The sequence below is a fragment of the Nitrospirillum amazonense genome (genome assembly GCF_007828035.1).
GTDB classification, from domain to species: domain Bacteria; phylum Pseudomonadota; class Alphaproteobacteria; order Azospirillales; family Azospirillaceae; genus Nitrospirillum; species Nitrospirillum amazonense.
Map to the genome: position 1 here is coordinate 93,798 of NZ_VITV01000010.1, position 19,425 is coordinate 113,222.

The 19,425-nt window shown below is 68.9% G+C and carries 17 protein-coding genes; 13 read left to right on the plus strand and 4 right to left on the minus strand.

Annotation, left to right across the window (positions count from 1 at the left end; translation table 11 throughout):
* Positions 1 to 21 precede the first annotated feature (21 nt).
* Both FBZ87_RS23315 and FBZ87_RS23320 read left to right on the plus strand, forming a co-directional pair.
* Entirely contained in the window at positions 22 to 165 is a 144-nt protein-coding gene (locus tag FBZ87_RS23315; RefSeq protein WP_145613074.1) for a DUF2256 domain-containing protein, read from the plus strand.
* Positions 162 to 1,691 carry a cryptochrome/photolyase family protein gene (locus FBZ87_RS23320; protein ID WP_145612995.1) on the plus strand — a complete coding sequence of 510 codons (1,530 nt, stop codon included), beginning with the start codon at positions 162 to 164 and terminating at the stop codon, positions 1,689 to 1,691. The genes FBZ87_RS23315 and FBZ87_RS23320 overlap by 4 nt, the downstream gene beginning before the upstream one ends.
* A gap of 19 nt (positions 1,692 to 1,710) precedes the next feature.
* Here FBZ87_RS23320 and FBZ87_RS23325 read toward each other — a convergent pair whose 3' ends face one another.
* Together FBZ87_RS23325 and FBZ87_RS23330 are read right to left on the minus strand one after the other, a co-directional pair.
* Positions 1,711 to 2,547 (minus strand): oxidoreductase, encoded by an 837-nt coding sequence (locus FBZ87_RS23325; RefSeq protein ID WP_145612996.1) that lies wholly within the window; start codon positions 2,545 to 2,547, stop codon positions 1,711 to 1,713.
* 144 nt (positions 2,548 to 2,691) lie between these two features.
* Positions 2,692 to 3,591: a LysR family transcriptional regulator gene (locus FBZ87_RS23330; protein ID WP_145612997.1), complete on the minus strand. Its 900-nt coding sequence runs from the start codon at positions 3,589 to 3,591 to the stop codon at positions 2,692 to 2,694.
* A gap of 188 nt (positions 3,592 to 3,779) precedes the next feature.
* On the opposite strand from FBZ87_RS23330, the gene FBZ87_RS23335 reads away from it, so the two are divergent.
* Positions 3,780 to 5,195: an aminotransferase-like domain-containing protein gene (locus tag FBZ87_RS23335; RefSeq protein WP_246134550.1), complete on the plus strand. Its 1,416-nt coding sequence runs from the start codon at positions 3,780 to 3,782 to the stop codon at positions 5,193 to 5,195.
* A 2-nt stretch (positions 5,196 to 5,197) separates the two neighbouring features.
* On the opposite strand, the gene FBZ87_RS23340 is transcribed toward FBZ87_RS23335, so the two are convergent.
* Complete coding sequence (locus FBZ87_RS23340) at positions 5,198 to 6,052, minus strand: SDR family NAD(P)-dependent oxidoreductase (RefSeq protein WP_081486692.1); 855 nt, start codon at positions 6,050 to 6,052, stop codon at positions 5,198 to 5,200.
* Between the two features lie 440 nt (positions 6,053 to 6,492).
* Between FBZ87_RS23340 and FBZ87_RS23345 the strand changes: the two genes are divergently transcribed.
* The 7 genes from FBZ87_RS23345 to FBZ87_RS23375 all read left to right on the plus strand — a co-directional run bounded on the left by FBZ87_RS23345 (position 6,493) and on the right by FBZ87_RS23375 (position 13,670).
* Positions 6,493 to 8,226 carry an IlvD/Edd family dehydratase gene (locus tag FBZ87_RS23345; RefSeq protein ID WP_145612999.1) on the plus strand — a complete coding sequence of 578 codons (1,734 nt, stop codon included), beginning with the start codon at positions 6,493 to 6,495 and terminating at the stop codon, positions 8,224 to 8,226.
* A 1-nt stretch (position 8,227) separates the two neighbouring features.
* The gene (locus FBZ87_RS23350; protein ID WP_145613000.1) at positions 8,228 to 9,172 is read left to right on the plus strand and encodes a 2-dehydro-3-deoxygalactonokinase; all 945 of its coding nucleotides are present in this window, start codon (positions 8,228 to 8,230) and stop codon (positions 9,170 to 9,172) included.
* A 40-nt stretch (positions 9,173 to 9,212) separates the two neighbouring features.
* Complete coding sequence (locus tag FBZ87_RS23355; protein ID WP_145613001.1) at positions 9,213 to 9,842, plus strand: 2-dehydro-3-deoxy-6-phosphogalactonate aldolase; 630 nt, start codon at positions 9,213 to 9,215, stop codon at positions 9,840 to 9,842.
* A gap of 122 nt (positions 9,843 to 9,964) precedes the next feature.
* Positions 9,965 to 11,530: a sodium/sugar symporter gene (locus tag FBZ87_RS23360; RefSeq protein WP_145613002.1), complete on the plus strand. Its 1,566-nt coding sequence runs from the start codon at positions 9,965 to 9,967 to the stop codon at positions 11,528 to 11,530.
* Between the two features lies 1 nt (position 11,531).
* On the plus strand, positions 11,532 to 12,482 hold the full coding sequence (locus FBZ87_RS23365; RefSeq protein WP_145613003.1) for an SMP-30/gluconolactonase/LRE family protein: 951 nt from the start codon (positions 11,532 to 11,534) through the stop codon (positions 12,480 to 12,482).
* 30 nt (positions 12,483 to 12,512) lie between these two features.
* Positions 12,513 to 13,241 carry a FadR/GntR family transcriptional regulator gene (locus FBZ87_RS23370; protein WP_044562306.1) on the plus strand — a complete coding sequence of 243 codons (729 nt, stop codon included), beginning with the start codon at positions 12,513 to 12,515 and terminating at the stop codon, positions 13,239 to 13,241.
* Between the two features lie 30 nt (positions 13,242 to 13,271).
* Complete coding sequence (locus tag FBZ87_RS23375; RefSeq protein ID WP_145613004.1) at positions 13,272 to 13,670, plus strand: methylglyoxal synthase; 399 nt, start codon at positions 13,272 to 13,274, stop codon at positions 13,668 to 13,670.
* Between the two features lie 51 nt (positions 13,671 to 13,721).
* On the opposite strand, the gene FBZ87_RS23380 is transcribed toward FBZ87_RS23375, so the two are convergent.
* On the minus strand, positions 13,722 to 14,309 hold the full coding sequence (locus FBZ87_RS23380) for a DUF4142 domain-containing protein (protein ID WP_246134551.1): 588 nt from the start codon (positions 14,307 to 14,309) through the stop codon (positions 13,722 to 13,724).
* Between the two features lie 157 nt (positions 14,310 to 14,466).
* Between FBZ87_RS23380 and FBZ87_RS23385 the strand changes: the two genes are divergently transcribed.
* The 3 genes from FBZ87_RS23385 (at position 14,467) to FBZ87_RS23395 (ending at position 19,366) form a co-directional block, all read left to right on the plus strand.
* Positions 14,467 to 16,299: an HAD-IIIA family hydrolase gene (locus tag FBZ87_RS23385; protein WP_145613005.1), complete on the plus strand. Its 1,833-nt coding sequence runs from the start codon at positions 14,467 to 14,469 to the stop codon at positions 16,297 to 16,299.
* 154 nt (positions 16,300 to 16,453) lie between these two features.
* The gene (locus FBZ87_RS23390; protein WP_211107126.1) at positions 16,454 to 18,427 is read left to right on the plus strand and encodes a M61 family metallopeptidase; all 1,974 of its coding nucleotides are present in this window, start codon (positions 16,454 to 16,456) and stop codon (positions 18,425 to 18,427) included.
* 384 nt (positions 18,428 to 18,811) lie between these two features.
* Positions 18,812 to 19,366: a helix-turn-helix domain-containing protein gene (locus FBZ87_RS23395; RefSeq protein WP_246134552.1), complete on the plus strand. Its 555-nt coding sequence runs from the start codon at positions 18,812 to 18,814 to the stop codon at positions 19,364 to 19,366.
* Positions 19,367 to 19,425: the final 59 nt, after the last annotated feature.

The following is a 19,425-nucleotide window of genomic DNA, read 5'->3' on the forward strand; positions in this document are numbered from 1 at the left end:
CCAGGAAGCGACGCCATGCGCATGCGGCGGAAATCGGACCTGCCCACCAAGATCTGCCCCCAGTGCGGGCGCCCCTTCGCCTGGCGGCGCAAATGGTCCCGGGTGTGGGAGGAGGTCAAATACTGTTCCGACCGGTGCCGGCGCGCGGCGCGGGGGCGCCCATGACGGTGCTGCGCCTGATCCTTGGGGATCAGCTCAATCCCCACCACCGGTGGTTCGACCAGGTGGACGGGGCCGTGGTCTACACCCTGATGGAGGTGCGGCAGGAGACGGACTACGTCCTGCACCACGCCCAGAAGATCCTGGCCATCTTCGCCGCCATGCGCGACTTCGCCCGGCACCTGCGGGCGGCTGGTCACCGGGTGGATTACCTGGCCATCGACGATCCCGCCAACCGCCAGGCGCTGCCCGCCAACCTGGACCTGCTGCGCGACCGGCATGGCGCCACGGCGTTCGAGTACCAGGCGCCCGACGAATGGCGGCTGGACCGCCAGTTGGCGGACTACGCCCGGCACCTGGGGCCGTCGGCCCGCATGGTGGACACCGACCATTTCCTCAGCGCCCGCGACACCGCCGCTGCGCTGTTCCAGGGGCGGCGGCGCTGGCTGATGGAGCATTTCTACCGCCACATGCGCCGCGTCCATGGGGTGCTGCTGGAACCGGATGGCGGGCCGGTGGGCGGTCAGTGGAATTTCGACCACGACAACCGCAAGCCCTGGCCGGGCCTGCCGGCTGAGCCCGATGACAGCCGGCCGCGGCACGACCATGGCGTCCTGTGGCGGGCCATCACCGCCGCCGGGGTCGGCAGCTTCGGTGATCCCATGGCGGATCGGCTGCCCTGGCCCCTGAACCGAGCCGAGGCGCTGGCGCAGCTGGACGCCTTCCTGGCGCAAGGCCTGCGGCACTTCGGTGACTATCAGGACGCCATGAGCATACGGGGCTGGCGCCTGTTCCATTCCCTGCTGTCCTTCGCCCTCAACACCAAGATGCTGTCGCCGGCCGAGGTGGTGGCGCGGGTGGAGGAGGAATGGCGGCGCGGGGTGGCGCCGCTGCCGGCCGTGGAGGGGTTCATCCGCCAGATCCTGGGGTGGCGCGAATATGTGCGCGGCGTCTACTGGGCCCACATGCCGGGATACGACGACCGCAACGCCCTGGGCCACGACCTGCCCCTGCCGTCCTGGTTCTGGACCGGCCAGGTGGGGATGCGCTGCCTGGCCCACGCGGTGGGACAGTCGCTGCGCCACGCCTACGCCCACCATATCCAGCGCCTGATGGTCATCGGCAACTTCGCCCTGCTGGCCGGCCTTGATCCGGCCGCGGTGCACCGCTGGTATCTGGGCGTCTATATCGACGCCTTCGAATGGGTGGAGTTGCCCAATACCCTGGGCATGAGCCAGTTCGCCGATGGTGGGCTGATGGCCACCAAACCTTACGTCTCGGGGGCGGCCTACATTGACCGCATGGGCGACTATTGCCGGGGGTGTCGCTACGACCGCAAGGCCAGGGTGGGGCCGCGCGCCTGCCCCTTCAACGCGCTCTACTGGGACTTCCTGGATCGCCATGCGGCCGCCCTGTCCGCCAACCCCCGGCTGGCCTTGCCCTATCGCCAGCTGGCGCGCATGGACCCCGCCGACCGCAAGGCGCTGCGCGACCAGGCGGCGGACACGCGCCGCCGCCTGGAAACGATCTGACCTTGGGCCCGGAAGACACTTAAGCCGGGAAGTCGGTGCTGAGCGCGACCGACCGCCAGTCGGCCAGGTTGGTGGTGAACGCCTCCTGCCGGGCCTGCACCCGGTTCCAGGCGTCGGTGCCCAGCACCAGGTGCTGCGGCGGGTTGGGTGAGCGCACGGCGGCCACGATGGCGCGGGCGGCCAGCACCGGGTCCCCCGGCTGTCTGCCGTTCAGCGCCTGCAGGCGGGCCACCGCCGCCCCGGCCGTCGCGGCATAGTCCGCGATGGGGGCGCCGGTCAGCCGCAGGGAATGATCGGTCAGGAAATCGGTGCGGAAGGCGCCCGGCTCCACCAGCGTGATGCCGATGCCCAGGGGCGCCACCTCCTGCGCCAGGCTGAGCGACACGCCCTCCAGCGCGAACTTGGACGCGGCGTACAGGCCGGATCCCACGCCCGGGGCCAGCCCGGCGATGGAGGTGATGTTGACGATGTGGCCGGACCGCCGCGCCCGCATCAGCGGCAGGGCCGCCTGCATCACCGCCAGCGCGCCGAAGAAATTGACCTCGAACATCTGGCGCGTGGCGGCGGTGTCGGCATCCTCAACCGCGCCCAGAAGGCCATAGCCGGCGTTGTTGACCACCACGTCCAGGCGGCCGTGCAGGGCGTGGGCCTTGGCCACCGTCTCCTTGACCTGGGCCGCGTCCGTGACGTCCAGCGGCAGGATGTGCAGCCGGCCGTCGGCGGGCAGGTCGCTCCGGCCGTCGCGGGTGGTGCCGATGACCACCTGGCCCTGATCCAGCAGGGTGCGCGCCAACTCCCTGCCGAAGCCGCGCGAAACGCCGGTGATGAACCAGACCTGTTGGGTGTCGTTGACCATGATCCGCATCCTTCCTGAAGGCCGGCCCGGAAAATGGGCCCCAAAACGGGACCAGGGGCCGGGGGATGCGCTGAAGATGGGGCGTGTCCGCTCTGTGGGGTATGCGCCATAGTCGAAACGGTTAATGAAGGGGCCGGTATATAATCAGCCGTAGGTCGCGCGCATGAAATCGGTGAAGACGCGCAGCGGCAGGGGCGTATGCCGCTGCTTGGGATAGCACAGGAAAAACCCGGGGAAGGCGCCCGACCATTCCTCCAGGATGGGCACCAGCCGGCCGTCCTGGACATAGGGCAGGATGCGGTCCTCCAGCCATAGGGCGATGCCCACGCCCTGCAGGGCCGCGGCCAGCACCATGCTGCGGTCGGTGACGATGATGGGGCCCTTCACCGCGACGGAGAACCAGTCGCCGCCAGGTTCCTGGAATTCCCAATGGTAAATGCGGCCCGTCTCCGTCCAGCGCCAGTTGATGCAGGCGTGGTCCAGCAGGTCGCGCGGATGCTGCGGCACGCCGTGGCGGGCCAGGTATTCTGGGGTGGCGACGGCCACCTGGCGCAAACTGCCGCCCAGCTTGATGGCCACCATGTCGTCGGAGATCATCTCGCCCAGGCGGATGCCGGCGTCGTACCCTTCCGCCACGATGTCGCGCACCACGTCATCCACCGTGGTGTCCAGGACGATGTCGGGATAGGCGCGGTGGAAATCCCCCAGGATGGGCGCCAGGAACCGCTCCGCCCCGACGCGGGAGGAGGTCAGGCGCAGGGTGCCGGCCGGCCGCTCACGCAGGTCGTTCACGTCGGCGACGGCGGCCTCCAGTTCCTCCAGCACCGGCTTCAGGCGGGCATAGAGGCGCGAACCGGCATCGGTGACGGAAACGCTGCGCGTGGTGCGGTTCAGCAGGCGCACACCCAGCCGCGCCTCCAAACCCCGGATGGTCTGGCTAAGCGCCGAGGGGGAGACGCTCAACTGCACCGCCGCCCGCGCGAAGGTGCCATAGGCCACGATGGTGGCGAACGCGCGCAGATCCGCGAACTCACTGCCCCGCATTCTATCCCTTCCCCTTCAGGATCAACCGGGGACAGCTAGCATAGCGGATGGCGCCGTCGCTGTGTCAGCCGACACTACTTGATGGAAATCATGGCATAAGGCGGTTGCAGGGCTTCCCATGCCAATTGTCCGCATACGCATAATCCATGCAATAAGGGCAGGCCCGCAATATGGACGGGGAGGTGACCGTGGCTGACGATGATCTGTGGAAACCCCGTCTGGACCGCCGGGGCGGGCCGCTTTACCTGGCCATCGCCGACGCCATGGCGGCCGACATCGGCGCCGGCCGCCTGGTGCCGGGGGAACGCCTGCCTACCCAGCGGGCTTTGGCGGAGGCGCTGGGCATCGATCTCACCACCGTCACCCGCGCCTATGCCGAGGCGCGGCATCGCGGCCTGCTGTCGGGCGTGGTGGGGCGGGGCACCTTCATCTCCGACCGCGCGGCGGCGGATATGGCGCCCCTGGCCCAGGGCGACATCGACATGTCCATGAACGTGCCGCCGCAACCGCTGGCCTTGCTGCGCACCCACCTGGCGCAGGGGCTGGAGCGGTTCGTGCGGGCACCGGACCTGGGGCGCCGTCTGGGCTATCGCGCCGCGGGCGGCGGCGCGACGGAACGCACCGCCGGGGCCGCCTGGCTGCGCCGCCGCTACATCGCCGCCGGGCTGGCGGCCAACACCAGTCCCCATGCCGACCGCGTGCTGGTGGCGCCGGGGGCGCAGGCGGCGCTGCACGCCCTCCTGTCCCTGCTGGCGCAGCGGGCCGATGTGGTGCTGGCGGAAACGCTGAGCTATCCCGGCTTCACCGCCGTCGCGGCGCGCCTGGGGCTGCGGGTGCTGGCGGTGGACTGCGATGGCGAGGGGCTGGTGCCCGATGCGGTGGCGGCCGCCTGCCGCAGCAGCGGCGCCCGCTTGCTCTACTGCACCCCCACCCACCATAACCCCACCACCGCGACGATGTCGGAAGGGCGGCGCCAGGCCCTGGCCGCCGTCATCCAGGCCCAGGGTCTGACGGTGGTGGAGGATGACGCCTATGGCGCGCTGGCGGCCACCCCCGGCACGCCGTTGGCGGCCTTGGCGCCCGCCCAGGTATGGCACGTGGCCACCCTGTCCAAATGCCTGACGCCGGCTCTGCGCACCGCCTATGTCGCCGCGCCCGACGCCATCCAGGCGGAACGGTTCGAGGGCGTGCTGCGTACCCAGACGCAGATGCCCTCGCCCTTGGCCGCCGGCCTGGCGGCGGATTGGATCCTGGACGGCACCGCCGCCACCCTGGCGGAGGCCATCCGGGCCGAGGCGGTGACGCGCCAGCGCCTGGCGGCGGAGCTGCTGCCCCCGGGCAGCTACCAGGCCCAGCCCGACAGCCTGCACCTGTGGCTCAATTTGCCACCCGATTGGACGCCTCACGCCTTCGTCCAGCGCGCCGCCCGCACCGGCCTTACCCTGGTGGCGGGCGACGCCTTCCTCTCATCCGACACCCCGGTGCCCGCCGCTGTGCGCCTGGCCCTGGGCGCTGCCCCCGACGCGGCGTCGCTGAAGGGGGCGCTGATCCGCGTGGCTGGCCTGCTGGCGGGACCCAGGGGCGGGGCGACAGGGGTGATCTGACTTCAGCCCATGGTGCGGCCGCCATCCACCACCAGCGACTGCCCCGTCATCATGGATGAGGCGCGAGAGGCCAGGAACAGCACGGCGCTGGCGATGTCCTCGCCTGACAGGGGGCGCTTCAGACATTGGGCGGCCAGGGTTTCGGCCAGGGCCTCGGGCGTCACCCACAGGCGCTGCTGCCGTTCCGTCATGACCCAGCCGGGCACCACGGTGTTGACGCGGATGCCGTCGGGGCCGAACTCGCGGGCCAGCGCCCGGGTCAGGCCCGTGACGCCGGCCTTGGCGGCGACATAGGCCGGGTATCCCGCCAGGCCCAAATTATGGGCGGTGGACCCCAGGTTGACGATGGCGCCGCCGCCGGCGCGCTTCATGCCCGGCGCCACCGTCTGGGCCAGGAAGAACTGCGGGCGCAGGTTGATGGCCAGGTTGTCGTCCCACTCCGCCACCGTCATGTCGGCGGTGGCGTGGCGGTCATCGCGGGCGGCGTTGTTGACCAGCACGTCGAAGGCGCCCATCTGCGCCTCCGCCTCGCGCACCTTGGCCTGCAGCGTCTCCACGTCGCGCAGGTCGCAGCGCAGGAACAGGGGGCGCTGGCCGGTCGCGGCCTCCACCGCCTGCACCAGGTTCATGGCCGACTGCTCACGCAGGGCGATGAAGGCGACGCGGCAGCCCTGGGCCGCGAAGGCGTAGGTGAGATAGGCGCCGATGCCCGACCCCCCGCCGCTGATCAGCACGGCCTTGCCCGCCAGATCGCCATAGACGGGATAAAGATGCTGGGTGACGCCTTCCGGGGCGCCGGGCGGCGGCTCTTCCGGTGTGTCGATGGGACCGGTGGCGGTCTGGTTGCTGTCTGGCATGGGGGCGCCTTCCTTACGCATTGGGCCCATGGGCGCCCATGGGGCGTCGGGTCACGGGCGGCCGGGTCAGGAAGGATAGTTAGAGCGGTCCCACCCGGGCCGCAATTCCCCATGCCACCAAATCCCCTTTACAGAGGCTATTTTTGTCCGATAAATCATACCAAGAACCGGAGGCTGGGCGCCGGCTCGTGGGCTCGGGCCGGCACGGTCACGATACCGCGAACCGCGCCGGAACCTCCTACCATAACGACATTGGGTGGGGAAACGGCGGGTGCGGGCGGCCACTGTTTGGCGCCATGCCATCAGCCGCCGCTGGCGACCGGTTGACTTGCATGCCCAGGCCACGACCAGGCCTGCGCCTTGAAGGGTCCGGCCAGCCATCACCCTACCCAGTGCCCAAGGACAGGGGCCGTTCCAGGCTCCGAGGTGGACGGTAGACGATGACCGACGACGGCAAGCGGACGTTACGCAGCGCGCACAGCTATGGAAAACTGGACCGCGACGGGTTCATCCACCGCAGCTGGATGAAGAACCAGGGCCTGCCCGGCGACGTGTTCGACGGCCGCCCCGTCATCGGCATCTGCAACACCTGGTCGGAACTGACCCCCTGCAATTCCCACCTGCGCGAGGTGGCGGAGCATGTGAAGCGTGGCGTGTGGGAGGCCGGCGGCCTGCCGGTAGAATTCCCCGCCATGTCGCTGGGCGAGACGCAGATGCGCCCCACCGCCATGCTGTTCCGCAACCTGCTGGCCATGGAGGTCGAGGAATCGATCCGCGGCAACCCCATCGACGGCGTGGTGCTGCTGGGCGGCTGCGACAAGACCACCCCCGGCCAGATCATGGGGGCGGCCAGCGTCGACCTACCCACCATGGTCATCTCCTCCGGTCCCATGCTGAACGGCAAGTACCGCGGCAAGGACATCGGCTCGGGCACCGACGTGTGGAAGTTCAGCGAGGCGGTGCGCGCCGGCGAGATGACGCTGAAGGACTTCATGGGGGCGGAGGCCGGCATGTCCCGCTCGCCCGGTACCTGCATGACCATGGGCACCGCCTCCACCATGGCCTGCCTGATCGAGGCCATGGGCCTGTCGCTGCCCTTCAACGGCACGCTGCCGGCCATGGATGCCCGCCGCCGCGCCATGGCGCATGAGACGGGCCGCCGCATCGTCGCCCTGGTGAAGGAAGACGTGAAGCCGTCGCGCATCCTGACCCGCGCCGCGTTCGAGAATGCCATCCGCGTGCATGCCGCCATCGGCGGGTCCACCAACGCCGTGATCCACCTGCTGGCCCTGGCCGGCCGGCTGGGCGTTGACTTGTCGCTGGAGGACTTCGACGCCTTGAGCGCCGACATCCCCCTGCTGGTGGACCTGCAGCCGTCCGGCCAGTACCTGATGGAGGATTTCCACTACGCCGGCGCGCTGCCGGGCCTGATGACCAAGATCAGGGACAAGCTGAACCTGGACGCCGTCACCGTCGGCGGCATGACCATCGGCGACATCGTGGCCGAGGGTGAGGTCTACAATGACGAGGTCATCCGCCCCATGGCCAACCCGGTGAAGCCCGTCTCGGGCATCTGGGTGCTGCGCGGCAACCTGGCGCCCGATGGCGCGGTGATGAAGCCCAACGCCGCCTCACCCGAGTTGCTGACCCATCGCGGCCGCGCCGTGGTGTTCGACACCATCGAGGATTTCAAGGCCCGCATCGACGATCCGGCGCTGGAAGTGGACGAAACCTCCATGCTGGTATTGCGCGGCTGTGGCCCGAAGGGGTATCCCGGCATGCCGGAAGTGGGCAACATGCCCCTGCCGCCCAAGCTGCTGGCCAAGGGGGTCAAGGACATGGTGCGCATCTCCGACGCCCGCATGAGCGGCACGGCCTTCGGCACCGTGGTGCTGCACGTGGCACCGGAATCCACCGCCGGCGGCCCGCTGGCCCTGGTGCGCACCGGCGATGAGATCGAGCTGAACGGCCCCAACCGCAGCCTGAGCCTGCTGGTGGATGAGGCCGAGCTGGCCCGCCGCCGGGCCGAACTGGCCGCCCAGCCCGCCGCCCCCGTCCCGGCGCGCGGCTACTACCGCCTGCATGTCGAGCATGTGATGCAGGCCGACAAGGGCTGCGACCTGGACTTCCTGGTGGGCGCCAGCGGCGACCGCGTCACGCGGGAGTCGCACTGACATGGCGGCACCCGTCTTCATCGCCGGCGACTGGGGCACCAGCAACCTGCGCCTGTCGCTGGTTGACGCGGACGGCGCCGTGCTGGACACCCGCACCGGCCCCGGGGCCGCCGCCGTGCCGGCGGGCGGCTTCCCGGACACGGTGCGCGGCTTGCTGGCCGACTGGGATGCCGCCCATGGCCGCCTGCCCCTGCTGCTGTGCGGCATGGTGGGGTCCACCCTCGGCTGGGTGGAGGTGCCCTACGCCGCCGCCCCGGCGGGGGCGGGGGAGATCGCCGGGCATCTGCACCGCATCGACCTGCCGTTCGAAGGTGAGGGGGGCCGGCCGGTCTATGTCGCGCCGGGCGTGAAGGGCACCAACCTGCAGGGGGCCCCCGACGTCATGCGGGGGGAGGAAACCCAGGTGCTGGGTGCCCTGATCACCCATCCGGATCTCGCCACCGGCGACCACCTGCTGTGCCTGCCCGGCACCCATTCCAAATGGGTGGACCTGTCGGACGGCCGCATCACCGGCTTCACCACCGCCATGTCGGGCGAGATCTACGCCCTCTTGTCCAAGCACAGCACCCTGGCGCGCGGGGCTGCCGACTGGGACGGCACGCCGGACGCCGGTTTCCACCAGGGCCTGGCCCGGGTGGCGGAGGCGGGCGCCGACGTCCTGCACCTGCTGTTCGAAACCCGCGCCCGGCAGATGGCGGGTCTGCTGAGTCCTAAGGACGCCTTGGGCTTCCTGTCCGGCCTGGTCATCGGCGGCGACGTGGCCGCCACGCTGGCCCGGCACCGGGCGCTGGGCAGGCCGGCGCCCACGCGGGTGGTCCTGGTCGGCGCCCCGGCGCTGAACACCCTATATACCCTGGCATTGGCCAGCCACGGCGTGACCGCCCTGGCGCTGAACGGCGCCGAGCAATCCACCGCCGGCCTGCTGGCCTATTTCCGCCGCCTCTGAAGGGCCGCCTGTGAAGGGCCCGCCTGTTAAGGAACGCGTCATGACCGAAGCCTGGTTGAAGCATATGCCCGTGGTGGCCATCCTGCGCGGGGTGACGCCCGATGAGGTGGTGGCCGTGGCCCGCACCCTGCACGACGCGGGCATCCGCGCCATCGAGGTGCCGCTGAACTCGCCGGAGCCGTTGCGCAGCATCGAGCGGCTGGTGCAGACCTTCGGCGACGATTGCCTGGTGGGGGCGGGCACCGTGCTGTCGCCGGACAAGGTGGACGCGGTGCGCGCTGTGGGCGGCCAGCTGATCGTGTCGCCCAACGTCGATGTCTCCGTCATCGCCCGCACCGTGGCGCTGGACATGGTGTCCATGCCCGGCTTCTCGACCGGGACCGAGGCCTTCGCCGCCATCGGCGCCGGCGCCCGCTACCTGAAGCTGTTCCCGGCCAGCAGCCACGCCCCAGGCCATGTGAAGGCGCTGAAGGCCGTGCTGCCGGCCGACGTCGCCGTCTACGCGGTGGGCGGTGTCACCGCCGCCAACCTGCAGCCTTGGGTGGACGCCGGCGTCACCGGATTCGGTTCCGGCGGCGACCTGTACAAGCCGGGCGTGGATCTGGGCCAGATGGCGGAACGCGCCGCCGGCCTGGTGGCCGCCGTGCGCGCCGCGCTGAAGCTTTCGTAAAGTCTGATACTGAGGACCCGCCACCGACCCTCGGTGGCGGTGGGACGCGGCCCGCGTCCGCCGGACGTTTCCGGCGACTGAGGGGGCCTTGAAAGGCCAAATAACATAAGGGGGGTACGCCGATGGGTTTGGCGACGCTTGATATCGCGGTGCTGGGGTTCTACGCCGTGTTCATTTTCCTGCTGGCCCAGTGGGTGTCGCGGGAAAAGGTCGGCCATGAGAAGAACGCCAAGGATTATTTCCTGGCCGGCCGCTCGCTGCCCTGGTGGGCCATCGGCGCCTCCCTCATCGCCGCCAACATCTCGGCGGAGCAGATCATCGGCATGGCGGGCTCGGGCTACGCCATCGGCCTCGCCATCTCCTGCTATGAATGGATGGCGGCGCTGACCCTGATCATCGTGGGCAAGTACTTCCTGCCCATCTTCCTGGAAAACCAGATCTACACCATGCCCCAGTTCCTGGAGCAGCGGTACGGTCCCAGCGTGCGCCTGACGCTGGCCGTGTTCTGGCTGGGCGTCTACGTCTTCGTCAACCTGGCCTCCATCCTGTGGCTGGGCTCCATCGCCGTGCACGCGGTGGCGGGGGTGGACCAGATGTACGCCCTGATCGCGCTCGGCCTGTTCGCCTGCGCCTATTCCCTCTTCGGCGGGCTGAAGGCGGTGGCGCTGACCGACATCGTGCAGGTGGGCCTGCTGGTCATGGGCGGGCTGATCATCAGTTACTTGGCCCTGAACCAGATCGCGGACGGCCAGGGCGTGGTGGCCGGCTTCCACCAGCTGGCGGCCAATGTGCCGGAGAAGTTCAAGCTGATCCTGACCAAGGACAGCCCCTTCTACAAGGACCTGCCCGGCATCTCCGTCCTGGTGGGCGGCCTGTGGGTCATGAACGTGTCCTACTGGGGCTTCAATCAGTACATCATCCAGCGCGCCCTGGCCGCCAAGTCGGTACGCGAGGCGCAGCGCGGCGTGGTGTTCGCGGCCTTCCTGAAGCTGCTGATGCCGGTCATCATCGTGCTGCCGGGCCTGGCCGCCGTGATGCTGATCCCCAACCTGCCGGTGCCCGACCAGGCCTACCCGGAACTGATGAAGATGCTGCCCACGGGCCTGAAGGGCCTGGTGTTCGCGGCCCTGGTCGCGGCCATCGTCGCGTCGCTGGCGTCCAAGATCAACAGCGTGGCCACCATCTTCACCCTGGACCTCTACGCCCACATCAAGACGAACGCGTCCCAGCACCATCTGGTGGCCGTAGGCCGCATCGTCAGCGTGGTGGCTGTGCTGATCGGCATCGTGGTGGCGAAGCCCTTGCTGGGCAACTTCGACCAGGCCTTCCAGTACATTCAGGAATTCACCGGCTTCTTCACGCCCGGCATCTGCGTCATCTTCCTGCTGGGCATGTTCTGGGCCCGCGCCAGCGCCGCCGGCGCCCTGACGGCCGCCATCGGGTCCGCCGTGCTGTCGCTGGCCTTCAAGATCTGGCTGCCGGAACTGCCCTTCATGGACCGCGTGGGCGTCGTGTTCCTGCTGTGCCTGGCCGGCGCGGTGCTGGTGTCGCTGGCGGCCCCGGCCGCCATCCCGGGCCAGATCAAGGTCAAGCTGAAGGGCATCGACTATTCCACCACCACCGGCTTCAACATCGCGGCCTTGGTGGTGCTGGTGGTCCTGTCCGCCCTCTACATCACCTGGTGGTAAAATGACGAACGCCCGTCCGCTGAACGCCCATCCGGTGCTCGATGCCCCGCTGGTCGCCACCTTCGCCCTGGGCAATACCCTGGGCGAAGGGGTCACCTGGGATGAACGTGACCAGTCGCTGTGGTGGACGGACATCCACGAACGCCGTCTGCACCGGCTCAACTGGGCCAGCCGCGCGGTGGAAACCTTCGCGGCCCCGGAACGCGTCTGCTCCTTCGGCCTGATCGAGGGTGACCCCGGCCGCCTGGTGGTGGCCTTCGAAAGCGGTTTCGCCCTGTTCACTCCGCGCACCGGCCACGTCGAATGGCTGGCGCGGCAGGACCTGCCCGCGGGCGTTCGCTTCAACGACGGCCGGGTGGACCGCCAGGGCCGCTTCTGGGCCGGCACGATGGTGGAGGATGAGGCGGCGCGGGCGGCCAAGTCGCTGGCCGGCGCGCTCTACCGCCTGGACGGGCGGGACCGGGCCACGCCCCTGGTGCATGGCGCCCTCATCTCCAACAGCCTGTGCTGGAGCCCGGACGGCACGCGCATGTACTACACCGACGGCCCCACCCGCCGGATTCGCGCCTTCGATTACGATCCGGCCACCGGCACGCCGTCGAATGAACGCGTTTTCGTGACGACGGAAGAGGGGGCCTACCCCGACGGCGCCAATATCGACGCCGCTGGCCACCTGTGGAGCGCGCAGTGGGGGGCGTCGCAGGTGGTGCGCTACGCCCCGGATGGAAGCGTGTCCGGCGCCATTCCCGTGCCCACGGCCCGCGTCAGCTGCGTCGCCTTCGGCGGCCCGGACCTGACCCTACTGTTCGTGACCACGGCGCGCGAAGGCATGACGGCGGCGGAGATCGCGGCCGATCCCAATGCCGGCACCCTGTTCGTATATGATATCGGTACCATCGGCGTGCGCGGCCTGGTCGATAGTGCGTTCAAATTGGCCTCGGCAGGGATATAAGTAGTTGTGAGGAATAATGTGGGGGAAGGGATGATTGCCAAGTTTCGCGGCCAAAACCTGACGTTCGCCATCGTCCAGGATCTGGGGGCCGCGATCGTTACCGGGACCTACAGCGCCGACAAGCCCTTCCCCATCGAGGCCGACCTCTGCAAGCATTACGGCGCCAGCCGCAGCGTGCTGCGCGAGGCGGTGAAGATGCTGACGGCCAAGGGTCTGCTGCGCGCCCGCCCCCGCCAGGGGACCTGGGTGGAGCCTGAGGAAAGCTGGAGCCTGCTGGACCCCGACGTCCTGCGCTGGATTCTGGAGCGCAAGTTCTCCCTGCCGCTGCTGGCCGAATTCACCGAGATCCGCCTGGCCGTGGAACCACTTGCCGCCCAGTTGGCCGCCGCCCGGGCGACACCGGCGGAGAAGGCCGCCATCAAGGTGGCCATCGACCGCATGTATGCGGCCGAGCGGGGGGAGGATGACCCCCTGACCACGGACATCAACTTCCACGTCGCCATCCTGAAGGCCAGCGGCAACCGCTTTTACCTGCAACTGCGGGAACTGATCGACACCGCCCTGCGTTTCAGCATCCGGCGCACCAACCAGTACAAGGGCGTGAGGCTTGCCAGCGTGGCCGACCACAACGCGGTGGCCGAGGCCATCCTCGCGGGCGATCCCCCCCGGGCGGAGGCCGCCATGCGCTACCTGATGCAAGAGGCGCTGGACCTGCTGTCGCAGGGCGAGGAGGCCGAGGGCAAGGCCGCGGCCTCGTGAGATCCCGTCTGAAAATCCGGAGTCTGCAGGATGCGTGAAGACGCCAGTCGTGAAAATGGCAGGCTGGCCATCGGGCTGATCGCCCATGACGGCAAGAAGCAGGCGATGGTCGATTGGGCCCTGGCCCATGCCGACTTCCTGCGGGCGGGCAAGATCTTCGCGACATCCTCCACCGGCACCCGGGTGGCGGAGGTCATCGACGGCCTGGACATGACCCGCCTGCGCAGCGGCCCCCTGGGCGGCGACCAGCAGATCGGCGCCATGATCGTCGAGGGTAAGCTCGACATCATGATCTTCTTCGTCGACCCGCTGGGCACCCTGCCGCACGACGTGGACGTGAAGGCCCTGCTGCGCCTGGCAACGCTGGCCGACCTGCCCTTCGCCTGCAACCCCGCCACCGCCAGCCTTCTGGTGGCGGCGATGGCGTGAAAAAAGGGCGGCCCATCAGGACCGCCCCTCTTTTGCCCGTGGTCCCGAGATTTACTTCGTCTTGTCCAGGGTCTTGGCCATTTCCAGATGCGAGGCGATGGTGGGTTCGGTCTTGGCGGCCCAGTCCTTGAGGGCCGCGTTGTCGCCGCCCTTGGCATAGCGCTGGAAGGCCGAGTCCGCGTCCTTGTGGGCACTCACCTGGTCCTCGCGGTACTGCTTCACGAAGTCGGCGCCGCTCAGGCCCTTCAGCTTGTCCAGCTTCTTCTGGTGGGCGTTGTCCAGTGCCGTGGGGATGGTCGCCTGCACGGTGCCGCCGGTGACGATGGTCTTCAGCTCCGTGGACGTCTTCTGGTGCGCCTGGATCATCTGGTTGGCGAAGGACTTGGTGGCCTCGTCACCCTTCTGCTGCGCCAGCTCGCTGGACTGGATTTCGAACATGTCGCTGATGGCGACTTCCTTCACGAAGTCCTCCGTGCGCGGGGTGACGCCTAGGACGGAATTGGCGCCGGTCTTCTCGCCCATGGACTTGGCCTTGTCGCCCACGGAATCCTGCGCCGACGCCTGGGTGGCGATGGCGGGGGTGAACAGCATCAGGCACAGGGCGGAGGCGGCGGCCGCCTTGCCGGTCAGGGTCCTCATGATGGCAACTCCTCATGACGGGGATGGGTCGGGCGGTCCGGGTGGGCCGCCCACAACCCCAGCAGAAGTGCCAAGGCGGCTGTTCGGTTCCGCCGGTCGCGGTTATTGCGCCGGCGGTCCCCCGCCTCCTATGGTGGCAACCCGCCGCTGGCGGGTGATGAGTGAGAGATGGGGGACGGAGTTGGCCCAGGTGGTCATTCTTGCGGGCGACGGCGACACTCCCGCCCTGACCGACATCGCCGGTACGCCCTTGCTGGGCCGGCAGCTGGCGATGATCGCCCGGTCCGCCCTGCGCGACGTGCTGGTGCTGAGCGGTTCGGCCGCCGTCGCCCAGTACTGCGGCGATGGCGCCCGCTGGGGCCTGGCGGTGCGGGCGGCTCCCAGGGCGGGGGAGGCGGCCGGGGAGGCCGGGACCATGGTGGTCCTGCCTGGCGACGTCCTGCTGGACGTGGACCTGGATCGCCTGCTGGACCATCACCGCGGCCAGGGTGCTGACGCCACCCTGCTGCTGCGGGCCAGCGACAATATGGCGGACGCCGACCTGGTCGACAGGGCGGAGGATGGCCGGGTGCTGGGCGTTCATGCCCCGCCGCACGTGGATGATTTCCATAACCAGGCATGGCCAGGCCCTTACGTCGTGGCGTGGTCGGCGCTGGCCGGTGGCGACCTGCGGGGCCGGCCGCTTGTGGATCGCCTGTTGCGGGCGGGCCGCCCGGTGCAGAGCTATCTCAGCCCGGAATATGTTCGCCGCGTCGGCTCGGCCGGCGACCTGGATCAGGCGCGGGCGGACGTGGCCGCCGGTCTGCCCGACCGCCTGTCGCTGCGCTCACCCCAGCCCGCCGTGTTCCTGGACCGCGACGGCGTGCTGAACGTGGAGAAGGGCAGCGTCAACAGTGTGGCGGCGCTGGACCTGATTCCCGGTGCCGCGCCGGCCTTGGCGCGGCTGAACCGGGCGGGGTTCCGCACCCCGGTGGTGACCAACCAGGCGGCGGTGGCGCGGGGCCTGTGCAGCCTGGAAACGCTGGACGCCATCCACGCCCGCCTGGAAACCGGCTTGGGTGCCGATGGGGCCTACGTCGATCGGATCTATTTCTGCCCGCATCATCCCGACCCCACCCTGCCCGGGGGGGTGCCGTCGCTGCTGGTCCGTTGTGATTGCCGCAAGCCCAAGCCGGGCATGGTCCACGCGGCGGCGGCCGACCTGAACATCGACATCGCGCGGTCGTGGGTGGTCGGCGACAGCTCCAGCGACATGGGCCTGGCGCGGACCTGCGGCATGGGCGGCATCCTGGTGCGCGACGGTCATGGCGGGCGCGACGGCAAAAGCCCGGCACAGCCGCACGTCGTTGTCGACGACCTGGCCGATGCCGTGCGCTTCATCCTGGATGTCTGGCCGGGGCTGTCGGCGCATCTCGACGGCCTGGCCGCCGGTATTGGGCCGGGCGATGTGGTGCTGGTCGGCGGCCTTGCCCGCGCGGGCAAGAGCCTGCTGGCGCAGTGCCTGTCCTTGCGCCTGGGTCAGCGGGGCCGCCGGGCCGTGGTGCTGGGCCTGGACAGTTGGCTGAAATCCCACGACCGGCGGGGCGTGGGTGTCCTGGGCCGCTATGATTTGGAGGCGGCGGGCCAGGCGCTGGCCGCCGTGACGAACCGGGGCACGGCCATCACCCCGCCGCGCTATGACGTGCTGACCCAGACCAGCCACCCCGGCCGCGAGGAGGTTGTGCTGGGGCCGGACGACATCCTGATCGTCGAGGGCGTGCCCGCGCTGACACAGCCCGCCTGGCGGGCCCTGGCCACGCGCCGCCTGTACGTCGCCACGGACGAGGCGGGCCGACGGGCGCGCTTTCACGCGGAATACCGGCGCCGGGGCTGGTCGGATGATCGTATCGAGTCGACCTATGAGGACCGCTTGCGGGATGAGCGGCCCATCGTCCTTGCCAGCAAAGGTTACGCCGACGTGGAAACCAGCCTGGACGGCCTGCTGGACTGACGCCGCCGGCACGGGGGCGCGGCGTATCAAAAATTTCGCCGTTCAAATTATTAAAGAAACAATGCAAGATTTTTACATATGAATTGAAGGGCTAAGCTAAGATTTGGCCCATGCCAACATGCCTGCGCGGGGCGGGCCAACAAGATGGGGTTTGATGTCCGTGAAGTCTTCCGTCCTGTCCCTGGCCGCCGTGCTGGCGGCCGGTACCGCCCTGATGAGCCCGCTGTCGGCCGTGCCGGTCCGGGCTGATGAGGTTCTGCCGCAGCCGTATCCCGCCGCGGCCCCCATACCCGAGCCGCAGGACGTGGCCTATCCCGGCACCATCCGGCTGCAGGTCGATGCCACCGATACCGAGCGTCGCATTTTTTGGGTGAAGGAATCGGTGCCGGTGAAGGGCCCCGGCCCCATGACCCTGCTGTACCCGAAGTGGCTGCCCGGCAACCACTCCCCCACCGGGGCCATCGACAAGCTGGCCGGCCTGATCATCCATGCCAAGGGTGGGGCCGCCGACGGCCAGCGGGTGGAATGGGAACGCGACCCGGTGGAGGTCTATGGCTTCCACGTCGACGTGCCCAAGGGTGCCACGTCGCTGGAGATGGAATTCCAGTTCGTCTCCCCCACCGCCGACAACCAGGGGCGCATCGTCATGACGCCCGACATGACGAACGTGCAGTGGAACGCGGTGGCCCTCTATCCCGCCGGCTACTTCACCCGCCGCATCCCGGTGGAGGCCAGCGTGAAGCTGCCGGAGGGCTGGGGCTTCGGTACCGCCCTGGACGTGGCCAAGGAGGCGGGCAAGGACGGCGTCACCACCTTCAAGACCGTGCCCTTCGAAACCCTGGTGGACAGCCCCATGTTCGCCGGCCGCTACTACCGCCGGCTGGACCTGGACCCGGGCGGGCGCTCACCCATGCACCTGAACATCGTCGCCGACCGGCCTGAGTTGCTGGAGGCGACGCCCGACCAGATCGCCTTCCACCGCAACCTGGTGGTCCAGGCGGACAAGCTGTTCGGCGCCCGCCATTACGACCATTACGAGATGCTGCTGGCGCTCAGCGACAAGCTGGGCCACATCGGCCTGGAACATCACCGCTCCAGCGAGAACGGCACCACGCCGACGTACTTCACCGACTGGAACAAGTCGGCGGGGCATGAACTGCTGTCGCACGAATACACCCATTCCTGGAATGGCAAGTACCGCCGCCCGGCGGACCTTTGGACGCCCAATTTCAACGTGCCCATGCGCGACAGCGGCCTGTGGGTGTATGAGGGCCAGACGCAGTTCTGGGGCTGGGTGCTGGCCGCGCGCGCCGGCCTGACCACCCGGCAGCAGGCGCTGGACAACCTGGCCGGCGTGGCCGCAACGCTGGAAACCCGCGCGGGCCGTGCCTGGCGCGACCTGGCCGACACCACCAATGGCCCCACCGTCGCCATGCGCCGCCCGGCGCCGTGGATCAGCTGGCAGCGCGCCGAGGATTACTACATCGAAGGCCAGCTGATCTGGCTGGACGCCGACAGCCTGATCCGCGAGCGGTCGGCCGGCAAGCGCAGCCTGGATGATTTCGCCAAGGCCTTCTTCGGCATCAACGACGGCAGCTACGTTCCGGCCACTTACACCTTCGACGATGTGGTCAAGACGCTGAACCAGGTGGAGCCCTATGACTGGGCGACCTTCCTGCGCACCCGCTTGGACACCCACCAGTCAGCCCCCATGGATGGCCTGGCGCGGGGCGGCTACAAGCTGGTCTACACCGACCAGCCGCTGTCCGAGGCCAGCCGCGCCAACGAGGCGCCGGGTTCCCTGAACCTGACCTATTCCCTGGGCTTGGCCCTGGACAAGGCCGGCATGCTGACCAGCGTCCAGTGGAACGGCCCGGCCTTTAAGACGGGCCTGACCGTGGGAACCAGCGTGGTGGCGGTCAACGGCGTCGCCTACGACGCCGACCGCATGAAGGCGGCGGTGACGGCGGCCAAGGGCCAGGGCCCGGCGGTGGAACTGATCGTGAAGAACGGCGACCGCTATCGCACCGTGCGCATCGACTACCACGACGGCCTGCGCTATCCGCACCTGGAACGGGTGGAGGGCACGCCGGCGCGCCTGGATGATTTGCTGACCCCGCGCAGCTGATGGAACTGCCACCCCCGGCCCTGCGCGGGCCGGGGGTGTGCGCAATAAAATGTCCAGGACGGTGGACTTCTGCGCAATGCAGGCCCCAGGTTCCGGTGGTGGACATGGAACAAAATTATCCTATGGTGGCAACGCAAAATTTTCTGATTCAAATTTTTTGACCGGCCCCAACGCATCATGCGGGTGCGGGGGGCATGCGCGGGTGGGGCCCCGGCAGACGGTGCGCGTGCGAATAAAGGGCCGGGACCGATCCAACGGTTGCGGAATGGGGCCTAGCGTTTCAGGAGGAGGTGGGGGCGGCCGGGTATCTCCTGGTGTCGGCCCGTTGAGGAAGGTCGAGGAGTCCCAATGCAGATTTTGAGTACCCGGGCCAAAAAGCCGTCCATGCCTATCGGGGAGCAAATCCGCAAGCGTCGCAAGGACATGGGCCTGACGCTGCAGCAGCTGGCCGATCGCTCCGGCCTGTCGGCGCCGTTCATCAGCCAGGCGGAGCGCAACCTCAGCGTCCCCTCGCTGGTGTCCTTGCTGGCGCTGGCTGAGGCGCTGGAGGTCGACATCTCCTTTTTCATGCAGGTGCCCAACACCGGCACCATCGTGCACCGCGCCGCCAAGCCCAACATCATCGAGGTGGACAGCCCCGTCCAGTACATCGACCTGGCGTCGGACCTGGATGACCGCAAGCTGGACATCATCCTGATGAGGATCCCGCCGGGCCACACCTTCCCGGTGGACACCCGTAACGGCGAACACTTCCGCTACGTCCTGTCAGGTGAGCTGTACGCCACGGCCGGCAACACCCGCACCACCCTGAAGGCCGGCGACAGCATGCATTTCGATGCCCGCATGAAGCACACGGTGGAAAACCGCACGGACCAGGAAGCGGTGCTGCTGTACGTCGGCACGCCCAGCGTCTTCAAGAAGGCCCAGCGGGCGAAGTAAGCCCGGCTTGGCCTGGACGGCGGGCGCGATGTAGGGTGGCGCCGGCAGTATCAGGCATC

What these genes read in the sequence shown, in the direction of transcription:
- FBZ87_RS23390 (WP_211107126.1), top strand. Translation starts at nt 16,454, where the DNA reads ATGTCCGTGAAGTCTTCCGTCCTGTCCCTGGCCGCCGTGCTGGCGGCC.
- FBZ87_RS23330 (WP_145612997.1), bottom strand. Translation starts at nt 3,591, where the DNA reads ATGCGGGGCAGTGAGTTCGCGGATCTGCGCGCGTTCGCCACCATCGTG.
- FBZ87_RS23320 (WP_145612995.1), top strand. Translation starts at nt 162, where the DNA reads ATGACGGTGCTGCGCCTGATCCTTGGGGATCAGCTCAATCCCCACCAC.
- FBZ87_RS23350 (WP_145613000.1), top strand. Translation starts at nt 8,228, where the DNA reads ATGGCGGCACCCGTCTTCATCGCCGGCGACTGGGGCACCAGCAACCTG.
- FBZ87_RS23365 (WP_145613003.1), top strand. Translation starts at nt 11,532, where the DNA reads ATGACGAACGCCCGTCCGCTGAACGCCCATCCGGTGCTCGATGCCCCG.
- FBZ87_RS23370 (WP_044562306.1), top strand. Translation starts at nt 12,513, where the DNA reads ATGATTGCCAAGTTTCGCGGCCAAAACCTGACGTTCGCCATCGTCCAG.
- FBZ87_RS23380 (WP_246134551.1), bottom strand. Translation starts at nt 14,309, where the DNA reads ATGAGGACCCTGACCGGCAAGGCGGCCGCCGCCTCCGCCCTGTGCCTG.
- FBZ87_RS23395 (WP_246134552.1), top strand. Translation starts at nt 18,812, where the DNA reads ATGCCTATCGGGGAGCAAATCCGCAAGCGTCGCAAGGACATGGGCCTG.
- FBZ87_RS23345 (WP_145612999.1), top strand. Translation starts at nt 6,493, where the DNA reads ATGACCGACGACGGCAAGCGGACGTTACGCAGCGCGCACAGCTATGGA.
- FBZ87_RS23340 (WP_081486692.1), bottom strand. Translation starts at nt 6,052, where the DNA reads ATGCCAGACAGCAACCAGACCGCCACCGGTCCCATCGACACACCGGAA.
- FBZ87_RS23360 (WP_145613002.1), top strand. Translation starts at nt 9,965, where the DNA reads ATGGGTTTGGCGACGCTTGATATCGCGGTGCTGGGGTTCTACGCCGTG.
- FBZ87_RS23325 (WP_145612996.1), bottom strand. Translation starts at nt 2,547, where the DNA reads ATGGTCAACGACACCCAACAGGTCTGGTTCATCACCGGCGTTTCGCGC.
- FBZ87_RS23375 (WP_145613004.1), top strand. Translation starts at nt 13,272, where the DNA reads ATGCGTGAAGACGCCAGTCGTGAAAATGGCAGGCTGGCCATCGGGCTG.
- FBZ87_RS23385 (WP_145613005.1), top strand. Translation starts at nt 14,467, where the DNA reads ATGAGTGAGAGATGGGGGACGGAGTTGGCCCAGGTGGTCATTCTTGCG.
- FBZ87_RS23355 (WP_145613001.1), top strand. Translation starts at nt 9,213, where the DNA reads ATGACCGAAGCCTGGTTGAAGCATATGCCCGTGGTGGCCATCCTGCGC.
- FBZ87_RS23315 (WP_145613074.1), top strand. Translation starts at nt 22, where the DNA reads ATGCGGCGGAAATCGGACCTGCCCACCAAGATCTGCCCCCAGTGCGGG.